Source organism: Streptomyces sp. NPDC046379 (genome assembly GCF_055587785.1).
Genome location: NZ_JBVJFP010000012.1, coordinates 1 through 17,853, shown reverse-complemented (window position 1 = coordinate 17,853; position 17,853 = coordinate 1). Strand labels below are relative to the sequence as shown.

At 69.8% G+C, this 17,853-nt stretch carries 17 protein-coding genes and 1 rRNA gene; 9 read left to right on the top strand and 9 right to left on the bottom strand.

Annotated features, from left to right (window positions below; translation table 11 throughout):
* The first annotated feature begins 31 nt into the window (after window positions 1-31).
* The gene (locus tag ACZ6KF_RS21315; RefSeq protein ID WP_356635431.1) at window positions 32-208 is read left to right on the top strand and encodes a hypothetical protein; all 177 of its coding nucleotides are present in this window, start codon (window positions 32-34) and stop codon (window positions 206-208) included.
* Window positions 209-212: 4 nt separating this feature from the next.
* Here the strand turns inward: ACZ6KF_RS21315 and ACZ6KF_RS21310 are convergent, their stop codons facing one another.
* Window positions 213-536: a metal-sensitive transcriptional regulator gene (locus ACZ6KF_RS21310; protein ID WP_356635429.1), complete on the bottom strand. Its 324-nt coding sequence runs from the start codon at window positions 534-536 to the stop codon at window positions 213-215.
* Window positions 537-737: 201 nt separating this feature from the next.
* Here ACZ6KF_RS21310 and ACZ6KF_RS21305 point away from each other — a divergent pair, with 201 nt between their 5' ends.
* Both ACZ6KF_RS21305 and ACZ6KF_RS21300 read left to right on the top strand, forming a co-directional pair.
* Window positions 738-1,358 carry a DUF47 domain-containing protein gene (locus ACZ6KF_RS21305; RefSeq protein ID WP_141313930.1) on the top strand — a complete coding sequence of 207 codons (621 nt, stop codon included), beginning with the start codon at window positions 738-740 and terminating at the stop codon, window positions 1,356-1,358.
* A gap of 7 nt (window positions 1,359-1,365) precedes the next feature.
* Window positions 1,366-2,364, top strand: coding sequence for an inorganic phosphate transporter (locus ACZ6KF_RS21300; RefSeq protein ID WP_469239634.1), 999 nt, complete (start codon window positions 1,366-1,368; stop codon window positions 2,362-2,364).
* A gap of 746 nt (window positions 2,365-3,110) precedes the next feature.
* Here the strand turns inward: ACZ6KF_RS21300 and pstB are convergent.
* The 6 genes from pstB to ACZ6KF_RS21270 form a co-directional block, all read right to left on the bottom strand.
* Window positions 3,111-3,887, bottom strand: coding sequence for a phosphate ABC transporter ATP-binding protein PstB (pstB, locus tag ACZ6KF_RS21295; RefSeq protein ID WP_356635424.1), 777 nt, complete (start codon window positions 3,885-3,887; stop codon window positions 3,111-3,113).
* Between the two features lie 46 nt (window positions 3,888-3,933).
* On the bottom strand, window positions 3,934-4,992 hold the full coding sequence (pstA, locus tag ACZ6KF_RS21290) for a phosphate ABC transporter permease PstA (protein WP_356635422.1): 1,059 nt from the start codon (window positions 4,990-4,992) through the stop codon (window positions 3,934-3,936).
* Complete coding sequence (gene pstC / locus ACZ6KF_RS21285; RefSeq protein ID WP_356635420.1) at window positions 4,989-5,996, bottom strand: phosphate ABC transporter permease subunit PstC; 1,008 nt, start codon at window positions 5,994-5,996, stop codon at window positions 4,989-4,991. Before pstC ends, pstA begins: the two co-directional genes overlap by 4 nt.
* Window positions 5,997-6,112: 116 nt before the next feature.
* The gene (gene pstS, locus ACZ6KF_RS21280) at window positions 6,113-7,240 is read right to left on the bottom strand and encodes a phosphate ABC transporter substrate-binding protein PstS (RefSeq protein WP_356635418.1); all 1,128 of its coding nucleotides are present in this window, start codon (window positions 7,238-7,240) and stop codon (window positions 6,113-6,115) included.
* Between the two features lie 566 nt (window positions 7,241-7,806).
* Complete coding sequence (locus tag ACZ6KF_RS21275; protein WP_469178173.1) at window positions 7,807-8,511, bottom strand: phosphatase PAP2 family protein; 705 nt, start codon at window positions 8,509-8,511, stop codon at window positions 7,807-7,809.
* A gap of 235 nt (window positions 8,512-8,746) precedes the next feature.
* Entirely contained in the window at window positions 8,747-9,754 is a 1,008-nt protein-coding gene (locus tag ACZ6KF_RS21270) for a C40 family peptidase (protein ID WP_469239632.1), read from the bottom strand.
* A gap of 294 nt (window positions 9,755-10,048) precedes the next feature.
* On the opposite strand from ACZ6KF_RS21270, the gene ACZ6KF_RS21265 reads away from it, so the two are divergent.
* From ACZ6KF_RS21265 to ACZ6KF_RS21240, 6 genes are all read left to right on the top strand, one after another.
* Window positions 10,049-10,357, top strand: coding sequence for a hypothetical protein (locus ACZ6KF_RS21265; protein WP_356635412.1), 309 nt, complete (start codon window positions 10,049-10,051; stop codon window positions 10,355-10,357).
* 176 nt (window positions 10,358-10,533) lie between these two features.
* Complete coding sequence (locus ACZ6KF_RS21260) at window positions 10,534-11,352, top strand: DUF8175 domain-containg protein (protein WP_469160569.1); 819 nt, start codon at window positions 10,534-10,536, stop codon at window positions 11,350-11,352.
* A complete protein-coding gene (locus ACZ6KF_RS21255; RefSeq protein WP_469160568.1) occupies window positions 11,342-12,670 on the top strand; it encodes a hypothetical protein in 1,329 nt (442 codons plus the stop codon). Before ACZ6KF_RS21260 ends, ACZ6KF_RS21255 begins: the two co-directional genes overlap by 11 nt.
* Window positions 12,667-14,223, top strand: coding sequence for an SCO6880 family protein (locus ACZ6KF_RS21250; RefSeq protein WP_469239630.1), 1,557 nt, complete (start codon window positions 12,667-12,669; stop codon window positions 14,221-14,223). The genes ACZ6KF_RS21255 and ACZ6KF_RS21250 overlap by 4 nt, the downstream gene beginning before the upstream one ends.
* Before the next feature lie 14 nt (window positions 14,224-14,237).
* Window positions 14,238-15,650: an ATP-binding protein gene (locus ACZ6KF_RS21245; RefSeq protein ID WP_356635403.1), complete on the top strand. Its 1,413-nt coding sequence runs from the start codon at window positions 14,238-14,240 to the stop codon at window positions 15,648-15,650.
* A gap of 15 nt (window positions 15,651-15,665) precedes the next feature.
* Window positions 15,666-17,141: a type VI secretion protein gene (locus tag ACZ6KF_RS21240; protein WP_469239628.1), complete on the top strand. Its 1,476-nt coding sequence runs from the start codon at window positions 15,666-15,668 to the stop codon at window positions 17,139-17,141.
* Between the two features lie 16 nt (window positions 17,142-17,157).
* Here the strand turns inward: ACZ6KF_RS21240 and ACZ6KF_RS21235 are convergent, their stop codons facing one another.
* Entirely contained in the window at window positions 17,158-17,697 is a 540-nt protein-coding gene (locus ACZ6KF_RS21235) for a GNAT family N-acetyltransferase (protein WP_469160566.1), read from the bottom strand.
* A 68-nt stretch (window positions 17,698-17,765) separates the two neighbouring features.
* Window positions 17,766-17,853: ribosomal RNA gene (rrf, locus tag ACZ6KF_RS21230) — 5S ribosomal RNA — on the bottom strand; the annotation flags it as partial.

Genomic DNA, 17,853 nt, shown 5'->3' with positions numbered 1-17,853 from the left:
ACTCTAGGAGGCCGGTGACGGCAGGGATGAGGTGACGCACGTGGCTCCGGTCGGCGGTACGGCAGTTCAGGACCACGTGGCCCTCGCCGAGATAGAACTGTGCGGCGAGCTGATCATCGCCGCCTCCGCCGCGAAGGACCGCCTCAGCCTGGAGAGCATCGACGAGGTCCTCCGCGTGGCCGAGGAACGCGACCGCCCCCGGCCCTGACCGCTCAGGTCCGCAGCAGCCGCCCGATGGCCTTGGTGGCCTCTTCCACCTTCGCGTCGACCTCGTCCCCGCCCTTGACCGCGGCGTCCGCGACGCAGTGCCGCAGATGCTCCTCCAGAAGCTGCAGCGCGAAGGACTGCAGAGCCTTGGTCGAAGCGGACACCTGGGTGAGTATGTCAATACAGTAGACATCCTCTTCGACCATCCGCTGCAGCCCTCGGATCTGCCCCTCGATCCGCCGCAGCCGCTTCAGATGCTCGTCCTTCTGCTTGTGATACCCGTGCACCGCCTGGTCCGCGGCCTCCGCTCCGGCCTCGATGGCAGTCATCGCACCCTCCAGACATATACCCCCAGAGGGTATATGGTAGCGAACTTTCCTGGGTATAGCCCTCTTGGCCACTGTCCGGAACCCGACCCCGTGCCGAACGCGGAATTTCATGGGCGACACTGGACGACGGCCCCTTAGCCGTGGCCGGATGATGCGCCTAGCATCAGCCTGACCGAAACCGAAGCACCCCGAGGACCCCACGTGCGCTTTCGTCTGACCCCCAGGGAGACGAGCTTCTATGACATGTTCGCCGCATCCGCGGACAACATCGTCACGGGCTCGAAACTCCTGATGGAACTGCTCGGGGCGGACGCTTCCGCCCGGGCCGAGATCGCAGAGCGTATGCGGGCAGCCGAACACGCCGGTGACGACGCCACGCACGCGATCTTCCACCAGTTGAACTCCTCGTTCATCACGCCCTTCGACCGCGAGGACATCTACACCCTCGCGTCCTCCCTCGACGACATCATGGACTTCATGGAAGAGGCCGTCGACCTCGTCGTCCTCTACAACATCGAGGAACTGCCCAAGGGCGTCGAACAGCAGATCGAGGTCCTGGCCCGCGCGGCCGAGCTGACGGCCGAGGCCATGCCGCACCTGCGCACCCTGGACAACCTCACCGAGTACTGGATCGAGGTCAACCGCCTGGAGAACCAGGCCGACCAGATCCACCGCAAGCTCCTCGCCCACCTCTTCAACGGCAAGTACGACGCGATCGAGGTCCTCAAGCTCAAGCAGATCGTGGACGTCCTGGAAGAGGCGGCCGACGCCTTCGAGCACGTGGCGAACACGGTGGAGACCATCGCCGTCAAGGAGTCCTGACCCGTACATGGACACCTTCGCCCTGGTCGTGACCATCATGGTCGCCCTGTTCTTCACCTACACCAACGGCTTCCACGACTCGGCCAACGCGATCGCCACCTCCGTGTCGACCCGCGCCCTGACCCCCCGCGCCGCCCTCGCCATGGCCGCCGTCATGAACCTGATCGGCGCCTTCCTCGGCAGCGGCGTGGCCAAAACGGTCAGCGAGGGCCTGATCGAGACCCCCGAGGGCTCGACGGGCATGGGCATCCTCTTCGCCGCGCTCCTCGGCGCGATCACCTGGAACCTCATCACCTGGTACTTCGGCCTGCCCTCCTCGTCCTCCCACGCCCTGTTCGGCGGCATGGTCGGCGCGGCGCTGGCGGGCGGCACCCAGGTCTACTGGCACGGCGTCTTCCAGAAGGTCATCATCCCCATGTTCGTCTCCCCGATCGTCGGCCTCCTCGCCGGCTACCTGGTGATGACGGCCATCATGTGGATCTTCCGCCGCTCCAACCCGCACAAGGCCAAGCGCGGCTTCCGCATCGCCCAGACGGTCTCCGCCGCCGGCATGGCCCTCGGCCACGGCCTCCAGGACGCCCAGAAGACGATGGGCATCGTCGTCATGGCCCTGGTCATCGCCGACGTGGAGGACTACGGCGACCCCATCCCCATCTGGGTGAAGATCGCCTGCGCCGTCATGCTCTCCCTGGGCACCTACGCGGGCGGCTGGCGCATCATGCGCACCCTGGGCCGCAAGATCATCGAACTCGACCCCCCGCAGGGCTTCGCCGCCGAGACGACGGGCGCGTCGATCATGTTCACCACGGCGTTCCTCTTCAAGGCCCCCATCTCCACGACCCACGTCATCACCTCGGCGATCATGGGCGTGGGCGCGACGAAGCGCCTGAACGCCGTCCGCTGGGGCGTGGCCAAGGCCATCGTCCTGGGCTGGTTCATCACGATGCCGGCCGCGGGCCTGGTGGCGGCGGCCGCATTCGGCGTCGTACACCTGGCGTTCCTGTAGCGAGGGCGCCGTCCCGGCAGCCGGAACGCACCCGCGTACGGCGGAAAGCCGCACACGGCGCCGCCACACACCCGGCCTTCCCGCAGCCACGATGGCGGGTAGGCCGCGTACGACGCACCCCCACCTAGCCTTCCCGCAGCCACGATGGCGGGTGGGCCGCGTACGACGCACCCCCCACCCAGCCTTCCCGCAGCCACGATGGCGGGTAGGCCGCGTACGACGCACCCCCCACCCAGCCTTCCCGCAGCCACGATGGCGGGTAGGCCGCGTACGACGCACCCCCCACCCAGCCTTCCCGCAGCCACGATGGCGGGTGGGCCGCGTACGGCGGGAAGGGGACGGGCCGGGGGTGTCCGCCCGCAGCGGTTGGCGCGTCAACACGGGTACCTCTTGCGACAGACCGATTCCGCGCCGTTCCGAGGACGGACACCCCCGGCCCGGCCCCGACGAGGCACCAGGCGACAGCGCCACCGCAACCGAGAGCCCACCCCGACAGGCCGCCGCAGGCAGTAAGCCGCACCCGCACCCCGACACGGCGGACCCCCCACCAGCGAACCCGGCGACGACGCAGCCACGCCACCACACCACCCCCACCCCACCCCACACCACACCATCCCGCCCCGCCCCGCCCCGCCCGCACCGAAGCCCCCCGGACATGACGGGGGCCCGCCCCCGGGAGCCAGGGGCGGGCCCTTTTCGACCTCGCGGTGGCACCGCCATGCAGCACCGCGAGGAGTCCGTATCGATCAGCCGAACCGGCCCGAGATGTAGTCCTCGGTCGCCTGGACGGACGGGTTGGAGAAGATCCGCTCCGTGTCGTCGATCTCGATGAGCTTGCCCGGCTGCCCCACGGCGGCCAGGTTGAAGAAGGCGGTCCGGTCGGAGACACGCGCCGCCTGCTGCATGTTGTGCGTCACGATGACGATCGTGAACCGCTCCTTCAGCTCGCCGATGAGGTCCTCGATGGCGAGCGTCGAGATCGGGTCGAGCGCGGAGCACGGCTCGTCCATGAGCAGGACGTTCGGCTCCACGGCGATCGCCCGGGCGATGCACAGCCGCTGCTGCTGACCGCCGGAGAGCCCGGAGCCGGGCTTGTTCAGCCGGTCCTTGACCTCGTTCCAGAGGTTCGCGCCCTTGAGCGACTTCTCGACGATGTCGTCCAGCTCGGACTTCTTCTTCGACCCGAGGAGCTTCAGACCCGCGGCGACGTTGTCGTACACGGACATCGTCGGGAACGGGTTCGGCCGCTGGAAGACCATGCCGACCTCACGCCGCACGGACACCGGGTCGATCCCGGCGCCGTACAGGTTCTCGTCGTCGAGCATGACCTTGCCCTCGACCCGGCCACCGGGGGTGACCTCGTGCATGCGGTTGAGGGTCCGCAGGAAGGTGGACTTGCCGCAGCCGGACGGGCCGATGAAGGCCGTCACGGAGCGGGGCTCGATCGTCATCGAGATGTCCTCGATGGCGCGGAACGAACCGTAGTAGGCGCTGAGGCCGCTGACATCAATGCGCTTGGCCATGGAAATCACTGCTTCTTTCGGAAATTCGGTCGCTGAGATGGCCGCGTCAGCGACCGGTCTTCGGAGCCTTCCAGCGCGCGATGCCGCGGGCCAGCAGGTTCAGGATCATCACGAAGGCGATCAGCGTCAGGGACGCCGCCCAGGCACGGTCGAACGCCGGCTCCGCGCCCGCGCTCTGCTGGTACTGCTGGTAGATGTACAGCGGCAGCGAGGCCTGAGCGCCTTCGAACGGGTTGTTGTTGATGAACGGGTTGCCGAAGACCAACAGCAGCACGGGAGCGGTCTCACCGGCGATACGGGCGACCGACAGCATGATGCCGGTGGTGATGCCGCCGATCGCGGTGGGCAGGACGATCTTCAGGATCGTGCGCCACTTGGGCACGCCCAGCGCCAGGGACGCCTCGCGCAGCTCGTTCGGGACGAGCTTGAGCATCTCCTCCGTGGAGCGCACCACGACCGGCATCATCAGGATCGCCAGCGCCAGCGACCCGGCGAAGCCGAAGGGCTGCATCTCGAACATCAGCATGATCGAGAGGATGAACAGACCCGCGACGATCGACGGGATGCCCGTCATGACGTCGACGAAGAAGGTGACCGCACGGGCGAGGTGACCGCGCCCGTACTCGACCAGGTAGATCGCGGTGAGCACACCGATCGGCGCGGCGATCAGGGTGGCGAGGCCGACCTGCTCGAGGCTGCCGATGATGGCGTGGTAGATGCCGCCGCCGACCTCGCGGTCACCGACGACGCCCATCGAGTGGGTGAGGAAGTAGACGTCGAGGACCTTCGTGCCGCGCTCGACGGTCGCCCACACGAGGGAGGCGAGCGGGACGACGGCGATCAGGAAGGAGACCCAGACCAGCGAGGTGGCGACGCGGTCCTTGGCCTGCCGCTTGCCCTCGACGGAGGTGGCGATGGCGAACGTGCCGAGCACGTACAGGATCGCGGCGATCAGACCCCACTGCACCCGGCTGTGCAGCCCGGCGGCGAGTCCGATGCCGATCCCGACGGCGACCGAGCCGGCGGCGATCGCGTACGGCGCCCACTTCGGCAGGGTGGCGCCGCGCAGCGAGCTGGGGCGCTTGTCGGTGAGGACGTGGCTCATGCGTTGGCCCCCGAGTACTCCTTGCGGCGGGCGATGATCGCGCGGGCCGCACCGTTGACCAGCAGGGTGATGACGAACAGGACGAGACCGGAGGCGATCAGCGCGTCGCGGCCGAACTCGTCCGCCTCACCGAACTTGGCGGCGATGTTCTGGGCGAAGGTGCCGCCGCCCGCGTCGAGCAGGCTGACCTGGATGTCGAAGCTGGGCGAGAGCACGGTGGCGACGGCCATCGTCTCGCCGAGCGCGCGGCCGAGACCGAGCATCGAGGCGGAGATCACGCCGGAGCGGCCGAAGGGCAGCACCGCCATGCGGATGACCTCCCAGCGCGTGGCGCCGAGGGCCAGGGCCGCCTCCTCGTGCATCTGCGGGACCTGGCGGAAGACCTCGCGGCTCACGTTGGTGATGATCGGCAGGATCATGATCGCGAGCAGGATGCCGACGGTGAGCATCGAGCGCGCCGGGCCCTCTTCCCACGAGAAGATGCCGGTCCAGCCGAAGTACTCGTCGAGCCAGGAGAACAGCCCGTCCATCTGCGGCACGAGGATCAGCGCGCCCCACAGGCCGTACACGATGGACGGCACGGCGGCGAGCAGGTCGATCACGTAGGCGATCGGACCGCCCAGCTTGCGCGGGGCGTAGTGGGTCAGGAACAGGGCGATGGCCACCGAGACGGGGACGGCGATGGCCATGGCGATGATCGAGGAGACCACGGTGCCGAAGGCCAGCACGGCGATGCCGAAGACCGGCGGCTGGCTGCGCGTCTCCCACTCGAAGGTGGTGAGGAAGTTGCCCTCGTTCTCGCTGATGGCGAGGGTCGCCCGGTACGTCAGGAAGACGGCGATCGCGGCCATGACGGCCAGCAGCAGGATGCCCGACCCGCGGGACAGGGCGAGGAAGATCTTGTCACCGGGCCGGGTGGCGCCGCGCGCGGCGGCCTTCTGCTCGGCCACGCTCGGCGTTGGCAGGGGAGGAGGTGTGTCGGTGTGCTGTGTGGTTATGTCCATCGGGTTCTCCGGTCTGCGGAGCCGGACGTGGCGTACGGCTCCTGGCGGCGGTGCACCGGACGGTGTGCGGCCCCGGTCCCCTGCGGTGGGAGCGGGACCGGGGCCGCACACTCAGGTCAGCTCAGGCCCTGGATGGTGGTGCGGACCTTGGCGATGATCTCGTCGGGGATCGGGGCGTAGCCGGCGTCGGCGAGCAGGCCCTGGCCCTCCTCGCTGGCGATGTAGTTGAGGAACGCCTTCGTGGTGGGCAGCGTGTCCGCCTTGTTGCCCTTGTCGCAGACGATCTCGTAGGTGACCAGGGTGATCGGGTACGCGCCCTCGGCCTTGGTCTTGTAGTTGATCTCGAGCGCGAGGTCCTGGCCCTGGCCGACGACCTTGGCGTCCGCGATGGCGGCGGTGGCGGAGTCGGTGGAGGCCTTCACCGGCTCGGCGGCACCCGTGTCGATGGCGACGACGCCCATGCCCTCGGCGTAGGACAGCTCCATGTAGCTGATGGCGCCGGAGACCTGGGAGACCTGCTGGGCGACACCGGAGGAGCCGGACGCCGACTGGCCGCCCTTCGCCTGCCAGGCCTTACCGCCCTCGTACTTCCAGTTCTCGGGGGTGGTGGCGATCAGGTACTTGGTGAAGTTGTCCGTGGTGCCGGACTCGTCCGAGCGGTGGAACGCCTGGATCTTGAGGTCGGGCAGCTCGACGTCGGGGTTGAGCTTCTTGATCGCGGCGTCGTTCCACTTGGTGATCTTGCTGTCGAAGATCTTCGCGATGGTGGGGGCGTCCAGCACCAGGTTGTCGACACCCGGGATGTTGTACGCCAGCGCGATCGGGCCGCCGACCATGGGGAGGTCGATGCCCTGACCGCCCTTGCAGACCTCCTTGGAGGCGGCGATCTCTTCCTCGTCCAGCGCGGAGTCGGAGCCGGCGAAGGCGACCTGGCCCTGCGTGAAGGCGGTGATGCCGGCGCCGGAGCCGCTGCCCTTGTAGTTGATCTGCACGCCCTTGCAGGCAGCGGTGAACTGCTTGACCCAGGCGTCGATCGCGTTCTTCTGCGCGGACGAGCCGTCGGCCAGCAGCTGGCCGGTGGCGCCGTCACACTTGATGGAGCCGGGGGCGGCGGCGCTCGCCGACGACGACTCCCCGTCCTTGGCGCCGGTGTCGTCCGAGCCGCACGCCGTGAGGGCCAGGGCGCCGGAGACGGCGAGAGCACCGAGGGTGAGGGCCCGCCGGTTCATGCGCTGAAGCTTCACTTTCGGGAGTTCCTTCCAGGAGCCGCCGTCCTGAATCCGGCGGCGTGCGAGGTCTGGTCGACGCGGACGCAACGGGAATTGCGCTCGTCATCAGGTAAGGCCGAAATTAGGCAGATCAGGTGAAGCCACCTATGGCCGTAAGTGAACGGAGGGTGAACCCCTGTGGTCGGTGTGGTTAGGTCACGGAATGCTTACGGGGAGAGCACGCAGAGGTTCCGGTCCAAGGCCCGCCCGGCCGGATCACCTACCGCCTGGCCCAACCGGAACCGGGTGACGGATTTCCGCCCCTACAGCCTGCGACCGAACCTCCGCCCCCAAGCGGACCAGCCGCCCTGGGGCCCCGCAACCAAAACCGCCGTAAACCGCCGCACGGGTACCCGGACAGCCGCCGTCGCACCACCGGCCCGACCCGGTCACCGCGCCGGCCTGCGACCGGACCGCCACCCGGTCCGGGAAGCCGCCCCGCCCGACCAGCGGACCGCCACTCGAAGCAGAGGCCACCCCGCCCGACCACCGGACCGGAAGCCCTCCGCAACGGGCGAGGCAGGCACGCTCCTGGGCGACCGTCAGGCGGCCAAGTCCCTCTCCTCCGGCCCCGCGGCCTCCGTGCGCGCCCCCGGGATCCGGGCCTCCCGGCTCGCCACGGACGAACGCCGGCGGATCAGCCGCCCCGCCCGCGGTGACCGCTCGACCGCCTTGGCGACCGGCGTGAGCAGCGCCATGGCGAGCGGCGAGAGCAGCAGCGCGACCGCCGTGCCGAGGGCGAAGCCGCCGATCACGTCCGTCGGGTAGTGCACGCCCATGTAGACCCGGCAGAACCCTTCGAGCAGGGCCAGGCCTATGCCGACGAGCCCGAACGTCCGGTGGGCGACGAAGAGTCCGACCCCGAGGGCCATGGCGATGGTCGCGTGGTCGCTGACGAAGGAGAAGTCGGTCTTCCCGCCGATCAGCACGTCGAGCCCGTGATGACTCCGGAAGGGCCGGGGCCGCTCGACGAACCCGCGTATCGGCACGTTCACCAGCACCGCGACGCCCGCGGCCAGCGGCGCCCAGACCAGCGCGGCCACGGACCCGGCCGCCTCCTCACCGCCCCGCCGCCGCACGGTCCACCAGCAGCCCAGCACCAGCAGCACCAGCGCGACCAGCAGCCCGTACTCGCCGACATGGGCCACGACCCGGTCGAACCAGCCCGGCGCGTCCTTGGCCAGGCCGTTGATGTCGTACAGCAACTCGACGTCGGGGTTCGACCCGGATTGCGCGAGTCCAGCCATGGTGCAGCGGCCCCTTCGTCGTCGTCTCGCCGGCACACGTCTGCGTGTGCCGTCCGCCACCCCCGTGGTCCTCGTGGAGCCGCGCTCGTCGGCCCGTTCACTCGGCTACGTCACCAGGAACGCACGACCACGGTCCCCGCGTTCCGCATTCCACGGAATGATCACGCAGACGTTATCGAAGAGAGATACATCGTCGCAGCTCAGGGCTGTGGTTCACGATCGGTGAAGGGCGATTTCACACCCTCGCGGGGAGCGCTTTTGCGCCATCTTCGGTGACCCGCGTGGCCCCGAAGTAGTCCGGGGTGTCGATGGGCGTGAACCGGATCACCGCACCCGTCCGCGGCGCGTCGATCATGTACCCGCCGCCGACGTAGATCCCCACGTGCCGGATGGCCCGGGAGTTGGTCAGATCGTCAGAGAAGAACACCAGGTCCCCCGGCAGCAGCTCCTCGCGCGAGGGATGCGGCCCGGCGTTGTACTGATCGTTGGCGACACGCGGCAGCGTGATCCCCACACTCTCGTACGCCGCCTTGGTCAGCCCGGAGCAGTCGAACCGCCCGCCGTGCTCGGGCGTGCCGTTGCCGCCCCACAGATACGGGGTCCCCAGCTTCTTCTGCGCGAAGTGGATCGCCCCGGCGGCCTGCTCGGACGGGTCCACCCGCCCGACGGGAGCGGCGAAGCTCTCCTGGAGCGTCGTGATCGTCTTGACGTAGTTCTGCGTCTCCCGGTACGGCGGCACGCCCCCGTACCTGATCACCGCGTACGCGCCCGCGTTGTACGCCGCGAGCATGTTGTGCGTGGGATCGCCGGGGACGTCCTTGACGTACTTCGCCAGCTCGCAGTCGTAGGACGCCGCCGACGGAATGGCGTCCTTCGGGTCCCACACGTCGCGGTCGCCGTCGCCGTCGCCGTCGACGCCGTGCGTGGCCCAGGTCCCGGGAATGAACTGAGCGATCCCCTGAGCCTGCGCCGGGCTCTGGGCCCGCGGGTTGAAGCCGCTCTCCTGGTACAGCTGCGCGGCGAGCAGCGCGGGGTTGATGGCCGGGCACAGATTCCCCCACCGCTGCACGAGCGTCTGGTACGCCGCCGGCACCGACCCCTTGGCCAGCGTCCGGCTCGCTCCGCCCGCACCGCCCGCCACGTTCCCCGCGACGACGTAGACCCCGACGACCAGCACCATCACGAACGCGACCCCGCCCCCGAGGGCGGCGCCCGCCACGATCCAGGCCTTACGCACCGTCAACCGCCCCTCACTGCCCGGGAGTCCGCCCACGTCAGTGTAGAGGGTGGGGCTAGCCTTTACCCGGCAGCGAGAAAAGGCTCAACGACGGAACCACACAGCAGGTTCCGCTTCCACCTCGTTGCCCGGCGCAACCTGCCGTGATACACAGAGTGACGATGTGAGGTATTCGTACGAAACCCGCCACGCAATGACGTCAAGTCGACATACGACGGCGGCATTGTCGGCGAGAATGAGGCCTGACCTCTGCGCACGGCAGGGGGACTGCGGAACTACCCAACAGGGGCGGTGACTTACATGCTCTTTGCGGCCGACGAGGGAGACATCAACACCATCATCGGCGGGATCGCTCCGGACTGGGGCCCCTTCGGCAGCCTGGGCACCGAGGCCAAGGTGATGATCGAGGTGGTGATGGCCGTCGCCATCCTCATCTGCCTGGGGATCGCCATCTGGGGCGCCGCCAAACAGCGGATCGGCGCGACGGCCCTGCGGGACACGTTCAGCGCCGAGCAGGGCAAGGGCCTCATCATCGCCGGGCTGACGGGCGTGTTCATCATCGGCTCGCTCGGCACCCTCTTCACCATCGTGTACGGCATGGCCGTGTAACCGCCTCCAGCCCGCTCCGGGCGCGCCCGGTCCCACCCGTCCACCCGCCCGTCGTGCCCCACCGGCTGAGGTTGCGTTTCCCTGATGTCCAGTCACCACACCGCGCCCGCACGGCAGCCGGCCCGGCTACCGTCGTACTTCCACGCGTCGTACAACGTCGAGGGGGCGTACGCGGCATGAGTCTCGGGGACGAGCCAGGACCTTCCGGCGGTTACGGAGGATCGGGCCACACGCGCACCCACCTGCCGGACACGGGCGGCGACCCACGCCGACCCGCCCGTTCGTCGTCCCGCAGCCTGGTCACGGTGGTCGGCGTGGTCGTCCTCCTCGTCGCCGCGATCGCCTTCGCGAACCGCGGCGACGACGACACGACCACGAACACCCCGGCCACGGACAAGCCGGCCCCGGCTGCCACGGCAGCGACGGGCGAACGTCCGGTGGGCACGGGAGGCGAGGGCATCCCGACGGGGTTCGCGCATGACGAGCAGGGGGCGCAGAGTGCGGCGGCGAACTATGCGGTGGCGCTCGGCTCGACGAGTATGTTCAACACGGGCAGTCGGCACTCGCTGCTCGACGCCCTGTACACCCCGGAAGCTGCTGCGGAGTTGAAGGGCCCGATGGACAAGGCCTACTCCTCCGGTTTTCTCGCCAACCTGGGGCTCGACGCCGAGGGCAACCCGCCCGAGGGAAACACGTTCGTCTCGCGCGTGACGCCCGTAGGCACCACGGTCGAGGAGTACACCCACGCCGGCGCCAAGGTTTCGGTCTGGTACATGGGGCTCATCGGCATGTCCGGGGAGAAGTCGACCGATCCGGTGACCTCCACCTGGAAGACCTGGACCTTCGACCTGCGGTGGTCCGGCAACGACTGGAAGATCGCCGCCGATTCCCAGAAGGACGGCCCCGCTCCTGTCCCCGGCGACGAGAAGGCCGCCACGTCCGACGAGATCAGCAAGGCCATCCAGGAGTACGGAGGGTTCACGTATGCCCGATAACCCGCCCCGCGTGCTCAAGCTCGCTGGATTCCTGGCCGCCGTCCAGGCGTCGGTCGTCCTGCTGGCCACGAAGGCCGTAGCGGCGCCCACCCCCAGCCCATCCCCATCTCCCGGGGCGAGCAACGACCCCTGCGACCTGATCGTCGGAGAGGCCAAGAAGTACTGCGAACGAGGCTCCCGCACCAAAGACGGCGACAACCGCACCCTCACCGACCCCACCTCCACCCTCGACCCCCTCTCCTCCCTCGCCCAGGGCTGCGCCGACGCCGCCGCCTGGACCGTCGACCAGCTCGCCAAGGCCGTCGACGACTTCGCGGACGTCGACTTCACCAATCCCACGTTCCTCCAGCAGTACGCCGTCGTCTTCGCCGCCTCCACCGTGCTCACGCTCCTGCTGTGGCTGCTGGCCGTGGCCAAGCGGGCCGTCCGCGGCGTGCCGCTGAGCACCGCCATCGGCGAGGCCATCGGCTTCCTCTGGCTCACCGTCCTCGCCTCCGCCTTCACCCCCCTGATCCTCTACACCGTCGTCTCGGCGACCGACGGCATCAGCGAGGTCCTCGCCAAGAGCACCGGCGACCAGACCGACACCTTCTTCGGCAACTTCTCCGCCGCCCTGGAGAAGGGCGACGACATCGGCGGCGGCCCGATCATGCTGATCGTCGTGTCGCTGGTGTCGATCCTCGCCGCCGGCGTCCTCTGGCTGGAACTGGTCATCCGCGCCGCCCTGCTCTACGTCGGCGCCCTCCTCGGGACCGTCGTCTACGCGGGCCTGGTCGACAAGAACCTCTGGGGTCACGTCCGCCGCTGGGCCGGCATCATGATCGCCGTCATCCTGGTCAAGCCGGTCATCGTGATCGTCCTCGGCCTCGCCGGCGCGCTCTCCGCAGACGACGGCCCCGACGCCTTCTCCGCCGTCGTCTCCGGCCTCGCGATCATCCTGCTCGCCATCTTCGCGTCCGCGATGATCTACCGCTTCGTCCCCGGCTTCGGCGACGAGATCGCGAACTCCCGCAACAACCGCATCATGCAGGGCGCCGAGGGCAAGGCCGCCGCCGTCATCAGCTCCCCCGCCACCCTCGTCGCCCAGGGCATCAAGACCCACAGCACCCGGGCCGACAACAACGGCGGCGGCGCGCCCCGCCCCGCCAACCAGGCCTCCGGCGGCGTCGCCGCGCACAGCTCGCGCGCCTCGAACGCGGGCGGCGGCACGGTCCCCTCCGCCGCCCCCGCACCGCGCTCCCCGAGCCCGGTGAACTCCCCGCACGCCGGCAACACCCGCAACAGCAGTACCAACCGCACGGGAGGTGAAGGGCGTTGACGACCGAGTCCCATCTGTCCCATCCGGTCACGCCCCGCCGTACGTATCTCATCGGCCGCGCCCGGCCGAACGCGATCATCGGCCGCAACCGCGAGACCGGTGAGATCGCGCTGATCATCGTGGGCGCGTTCCTGGGGATGATGTGCGGGCTCCTCGTCCCGGTTCTCACCCTGCGCATCGCCCTGCTGATGGGCTTCCCGATGATCGCGCTGGCCGCGGTCTACGTGCCGTACAAGCACCGCACGTTCTACCGCTGGTTCGAGATCAACCGCAGCTACAAGCGCACCGTCCGCAGCGGCGCCACCTACCGCTCCACCGCCATGGAGGCCGGCACCCGGCTCGACGGCCAGGAGATCGAGGTCGGCCCCCCGCCGGGCATCGGCCGGATCACCTGGCTCGCCGCGCCGTTCGGCCCCGACGAGATCGCCGTCCTGCTGCACGCCGACCGCAAGACCGTCACCGCCGCCATCGAGATCGAGGGCCCCGGCGTCGGCCTGCGCGACTCCGAGGACCAGGAAGCCCTGGTCGACCGCTTCGGCACCCTGCTCAAGCACGTGGCCAACGGCGACGGTTTCGTCACCCGCATCCAGATGCTCGCCCGCACCCTGCCCGCCGACCCCGACGCCCACGCCAAGGACGTCGCCGTCCGCGGCAACGACCGCGCCCCGGTCTGGCTCCAGGAGTCGTACGACCAGCTGCAGTCCATGGTGTCCACCAGCAGCGAGCAGCACCGCGCCTACCTCGTCGCCTGCATGCACTACACCCGCGAGCTGGCCGCCGAGGCCGTCGCCATGGCCCGCGCCGCCCGCCCCCGCGGCGGCAAGGTCGACCGCGACGCCGGCCTCGCCGTCGTCATGGCCCGCGAGCTGACCGACATCTGCTCCCGGCTCCAGGAGGCCGACATCCGCGTGCGCCAGCCGCTCGGCCAGGGCCGGCTCGCCTCGCTGATCCACTCCATGTACGACCCGGACCACCCCATCGACCACATCCAGGCGATGACCAAGCGCAACGCCTGGCCGGCCGAGCTGGACGCCATGGAGCCGACGTACCTCCAGGCCAAGACCCGCGAGTCCTCCACCCGCGCCCCCTGGTGCCACGCCACCGCCTGGGTGAAGGAGTGGCCGATGACCCCCGTCGGCGTCAACTTCCTGGCCCCGCTCCTCGTCCACACGCCCGACGTGATCCGCACGGTCGCCGTCACGATGGACCTCGAACCCACCGAGGTCGCCATCGAGCGCATGCTCACCGAGAAGACCAACGACGAGGCCGAGGCGTCCCGCGCCGCCAAGATGAACCGCACCGTCGACCCGCGCGACATCGCCGCCCACTCCCGACTCGACCAGCGCGGCGAGGACCTCGCCAGCGGCGCGGCCGGCGTGAACCTGGTCGGCTACATCACCGTCTCCTCCCGCTCCCCGGAGGCGCTGGCCCGCGACAAGCGCACCATCCGGGCCTCGGCCGGAAAGTCGTATCTGAAGCTGGAGTGGTGCGACCGCGAGCACCACCGGGCCTTCGTGAACACGCTCCCGTTCGCCACCGGAATCCGAAGGTAGGGGTTGATGCCCTGATGCGGGACCCGCTGTCCGTCGTCACCGAGGCCTTCACGTCCTTCCTGTTCGGGAAGGTCGAGACCACCCGGCTCCCGGTGCGCACCTCCACGGGCCAGGCACAGGCGGTCTACCTCCCGACCGCCGCGCCCGGCCTGGGCGACTCCGGCGTGATCATCGGCCGCGAGGTGTACTCCGGCAAGGGCTACATCTACGACCCCTTCCAGCTGTACGGCCAGCAGCTGCCCGCCCCCCACTGGCTGGTCCTCGGCGAGTCCGGCAACGGCAAGTCGGCGCTGGAGAAGACGTACGTGCTGCGTCAGCTCCGCTTCAAGGACCGCCAGGTCGTCGTCCTGGACGCGCAGGGCGAGGACGGCGTCGGCGAGTGGAACCTCATCGCCCAGGAGCTGGGCATAACGCCGATCCGGCTGGACCCGATGGCCGCCCTGGACCACGGCATCCGGCTCAACCCCCTCGACCCGTCGATCACCACGACCGGCCAGCTCGCCCTGCTGCGCACGATCATCGAGGTCGCGATGGGCCACGGCCTGGACGAACGCTCCGGCTTCGCCCTGAAGGTCGCCCACGCGTACGTCAACGAGACGATCGTCGAGCGCCAGCCCGTCCTGTCCGACATCGTCGAGCAGCTACGGCACCCCGAGCCGGAGTCGGCCGAGGCGATGAACGTCGACATAGACGACGTACGGGCGTGGGGCCTGGACGTGGCGCTTGTGCTGGACCGGCTGGTCGACGGCGACCTGCGCGGCATGTTCGACGGCCCGACCACGGTCGGCATCGACCTGGACGCCCCGCTGATCGTCTTCGACCTCTCCCACATCGACCGCAACTCCATCGCCATGCCGATCCTGATGGCGATCGTCGGCGTGTGGCTGGAGCACACCTGGATCCGTCCCGACCGGAAGAAGCGCATCTTCCTGGTCGAGGAAGCCTGGCACATCATCAACAGCCCGTTCGTCGCACAGCTGTTCCAGCGACTGCTGAAGTTCGGACGCCGGCTGGGCCTGTCCTTCGTGGCGGTCGTCCACCACCTGTCCGACGTGGTCGACGGGGCGGCTGCCAAGGAGGCGGCGGCGATCCTGAAGATGGCGTCGACACGGACGATCTACGCCCAGAAGGCCGACGAGGCCAGAGCCACCGGCCGGGTCCTCGGTCTGCCCCGCTGGGCCGTGGAGATCATCCCGACGCTCACTCCCGGCATCGCGGTATGGGACGTCAACGGCAATGTCCAGGTCGTCAAACACCTGGTCACCGAGACCGAGCGCCCCCTCGTCTTCACCGACCGCGCGATGACCGAGTCCTCGGCCGACTACAAGGAGGACGACGCCCTGCGCGCCGCCGAACGGGAGGCGGAGGAGCGGGCCGCGGCCTTCATGGAACAGCACCTCGGCGACTCCGAGTCGACCGTGGCGTAGAGGAGGGCGTACGACGTGAGACCGGACGACCGGCAGCGGGAGGGCCAGGGCGGCATCCCGGACGGGCTGCTGATCGGCATCCTCGCGTTCCTGCTCGGCGCGACGACCCTGGCCTGGACGGCGACGGGCCTGGCCGGCGTGTTCGCGCACGGCGGCTGGCCCGAGGGCGTGACCTTCACCCGCACCCCGCTCGCCATGCGCCATCTCGTCGCCGAGCCCCACGACATCGCCAGCGCCTGGCCGGACACCCCGGAGACGGCCCTCTCCGGGTACGGCCTGTTCTGGGGGCTGTTCATAGGGCAGCTGATGGTGCTCCTCGTCCTGACCGTGTTCGTCATGGGCACCCTGGCCCGCTGGAGGGCCGTACGACGCCACGGACGCGCCACCCGGACGCCGCCGGCAGCCGCCCCGCCAATGCCGCCGCCCCTGGACGAGGTCCCGGCGCCCCGCACGGCCCCGGAGCCGCACAAGCGCCTCCACCACCCCGCCCCCACCGAGCCCGCAGCTCCCGCGCCGGAGGCCGTCACCGTCGGGTTCGCCGGAGAACGCGACCCGCTGGCCGGCGGCCGGGACGCCCTCGTCGTCTCTCCGCGCGAGAGCCGCCGCACCACGGCCGCCCAGGCCATCCGCGACGCCGAGGGCCCCGCCCTCGTCCTCACCTCCAACCCGGCCGTCTGGCTGGACACGAAGGACGCCCGCGCCAAGCTCGGCCCGGTCCACCTCTACGACCCCACCCACCTGTGCGACACCCCGTCCCGCCTGCACTGGTCCCCCACCACGGGCTGCGAGGACAAGCGGACGGCCACCGCCCGCGCCGGCGCCCTCCTCGCCCCGGTCCGCCCGACCGCCCGGCTGGACGAGGCCCTCGCCGACACCGCCGAGACCCTGCTGCGCAGTTACCTCCACGCCGCCGCCATCGACGGCCGCACCGTCCGCCACGTCCACCGCTGGGCCCAGGGCACCCAGGTCCAGGAGGCGGTGCGCACCCTCCGCACCCACCCCAAGGCGGCCCCGGGAGCCGCGGGGGAGCTGGAGGCGGCCCTCACCGCTCACCCCGAACGCCGCGACATGGCCCACGAACTGACGGGCCGTGCACTGTCCGCACTGTTCACCGTCAACGTCCGCGAGGCCTGCACGCCCAACCGAACCGATGCGCTCGCCCTGGATTCCTTCGTCGCCGAAGGGGGCACGCTTTATATGGTCGGTGAGTCCATCGAGGACCCCCGGGCGAATCCGGGCGCGATGCCCCTGCTCACCGCGCTCGCGTCCAGCGTGGTCGAGCGCGGCCGGCGCATGGCCGAACGGTCATCCTCCGGTCGCCTCGACCCACCACTCACCCTCGTCCTGGACGACATCGCGGCCGTGGCCCCGCTCCCCCTGCTTCCGGCCCTCCTGGCTTCGGGCACCGACCTGGGGATGCCCACCCTGGCCCTCCTGCGCTCCCGCGAACAGGCCCGCAGCCGCTGGCCGCACGACGAACTCCCGGTGTGACCCGGACGCGTGGGCGTCAGCGCTCGAGCACGTACTCCAACTCCAGCTCGTCCCCGTCGCCGAGCGGCACCAGCACCCCGCTCGGCACGAACCCGGCCCGGCGGTAGAAGGCCTGCGCCCGCCCGTTGTCCTCGTGCACGATGAGCCGCACCCGCTCGACCCCGCGCCCCCACGCCCATTCGATCCCGGCGTCGAACAGCACCTCGGTGAGCCCGATCCCCCGGCACTCGGGCCGCACATACACACCGACGACATGCGCCTGCCGTCGCTCGACCCGACAGCCGGCCCAGTCCTCCGTCCCGGCCTCCTCGATCAGCACGGTCAGCGACCCGACCCATTCTCCGTCCGGCGCTACGGCGACGATCTGCTGCACGTCCGACGCCCCCTCGGCCGCCCGCGCCGTCCGCTCCCGCCAATAGGAGTCGGGCCGGGCAACGGCCTCCTCGTACGTCTCCAGGAAGGCGAGGTGAGCAATCGGATCCTGCAGCGCGAGCAGCCGCAGCGCCTTCACCGCCGGCCACTCCTCCGGACGCACGGACCGGATCACGTAGTTCATACGGGCTACGGTACCCGGCCACGAAAAAACCCCCGCATCGGCCCGATGCGGGGGTTTTCTCAAAGATTGTTCGGCGGCGTCCTACTCTCCCACAGGGTCCCCCCTGCAGTACCATCGGCGCTGTAAGGCTTAGCTTCCGGGTTCGGAATGTAACCG

Excerpts from the sequence above, each read along its gene's own strand:
- ACZ6KF_RS21255 (WP_469160568.1), top strand. The coding sequence starts at position 11,342 with ATGCCCGATAACCCGCCCCGCGTGCTCAAGCTCGCTGGATTCCTGGCC.
- ACZ6KF_RS21260 (WP_469160569.1), top strand. The coding sequence starts at position 10,534 with ATGAGTCTCGGGGACGAGCCAGGACCTTCCGGCGGTTACGGAGGATCG.
- ACZ6KF_RS21300 (WP_469239634.1), top strand. The coding sequence starts at position 1,366 with ATGGACACCTTCGCCCTGGTCGTGACCATCATGGTCGCCCTGTTCTTC.
- ACZ6KF_RS21235 (WP_469160566.1), bottom strand. The coding sequence starts at position 17,697 with ATGAACTACGTGATCCGGTCCGTGCGTCCGGAGGAGTGGCCGGCGGTG.
- ACZ6KF_RS21275 (WP_469178173.1), bottom strand. The coding sequence starts at position 8,511 with ATGGCTGGACTCGCGCAATCCGGGTCGAACCCCGACGTCGAGTTGCTG.
- pstA (WP_356635422.1), bottom strand. The coding sequence starts at position 4,992 with ATGAGCCACGTCCTCACCGACAAGCGCCCCAGCTCGCTGCGCGGCGCC.
- pstB (WP_356635424.1), bottom strand. The coding sequence starts at position 3,887 with ATGGCCAAGCGCATTGATGTCAGCGGCCTCAGCGCCTACTACGGTTCG.
- pstC (WP_356635420.1), bottom strand. The coding sequence starts at position 5,996 with ATGGACATAACCACACAGCACACCGACACACCTCCTCCCCTGCCAACG.
- ACZ6KF_RS21245 (WP_356635403.1), top strand. The coding sequence starts at position 14,238 with ATGCGGGACCCGCTGTCCGTCGTCACCGAGGCCTTCACGTCCTTCCTG.
- ACZ6KF_RS21265 (WP_356635412.1), top strand. The coding sequence starts at position 10,049 with ATGCTCTTTGCGGCCGACGAGGGAGACATCAACACCATCATCGGCGGG.
- ACZ6KF_RS21310 (WP_356635429.1), bottom strand. The coding sequence starts at position 536 with ATGACTGCCATCGAGGCCGGAGCGGAGGCCGCGGACCAGGCGGTGCAC.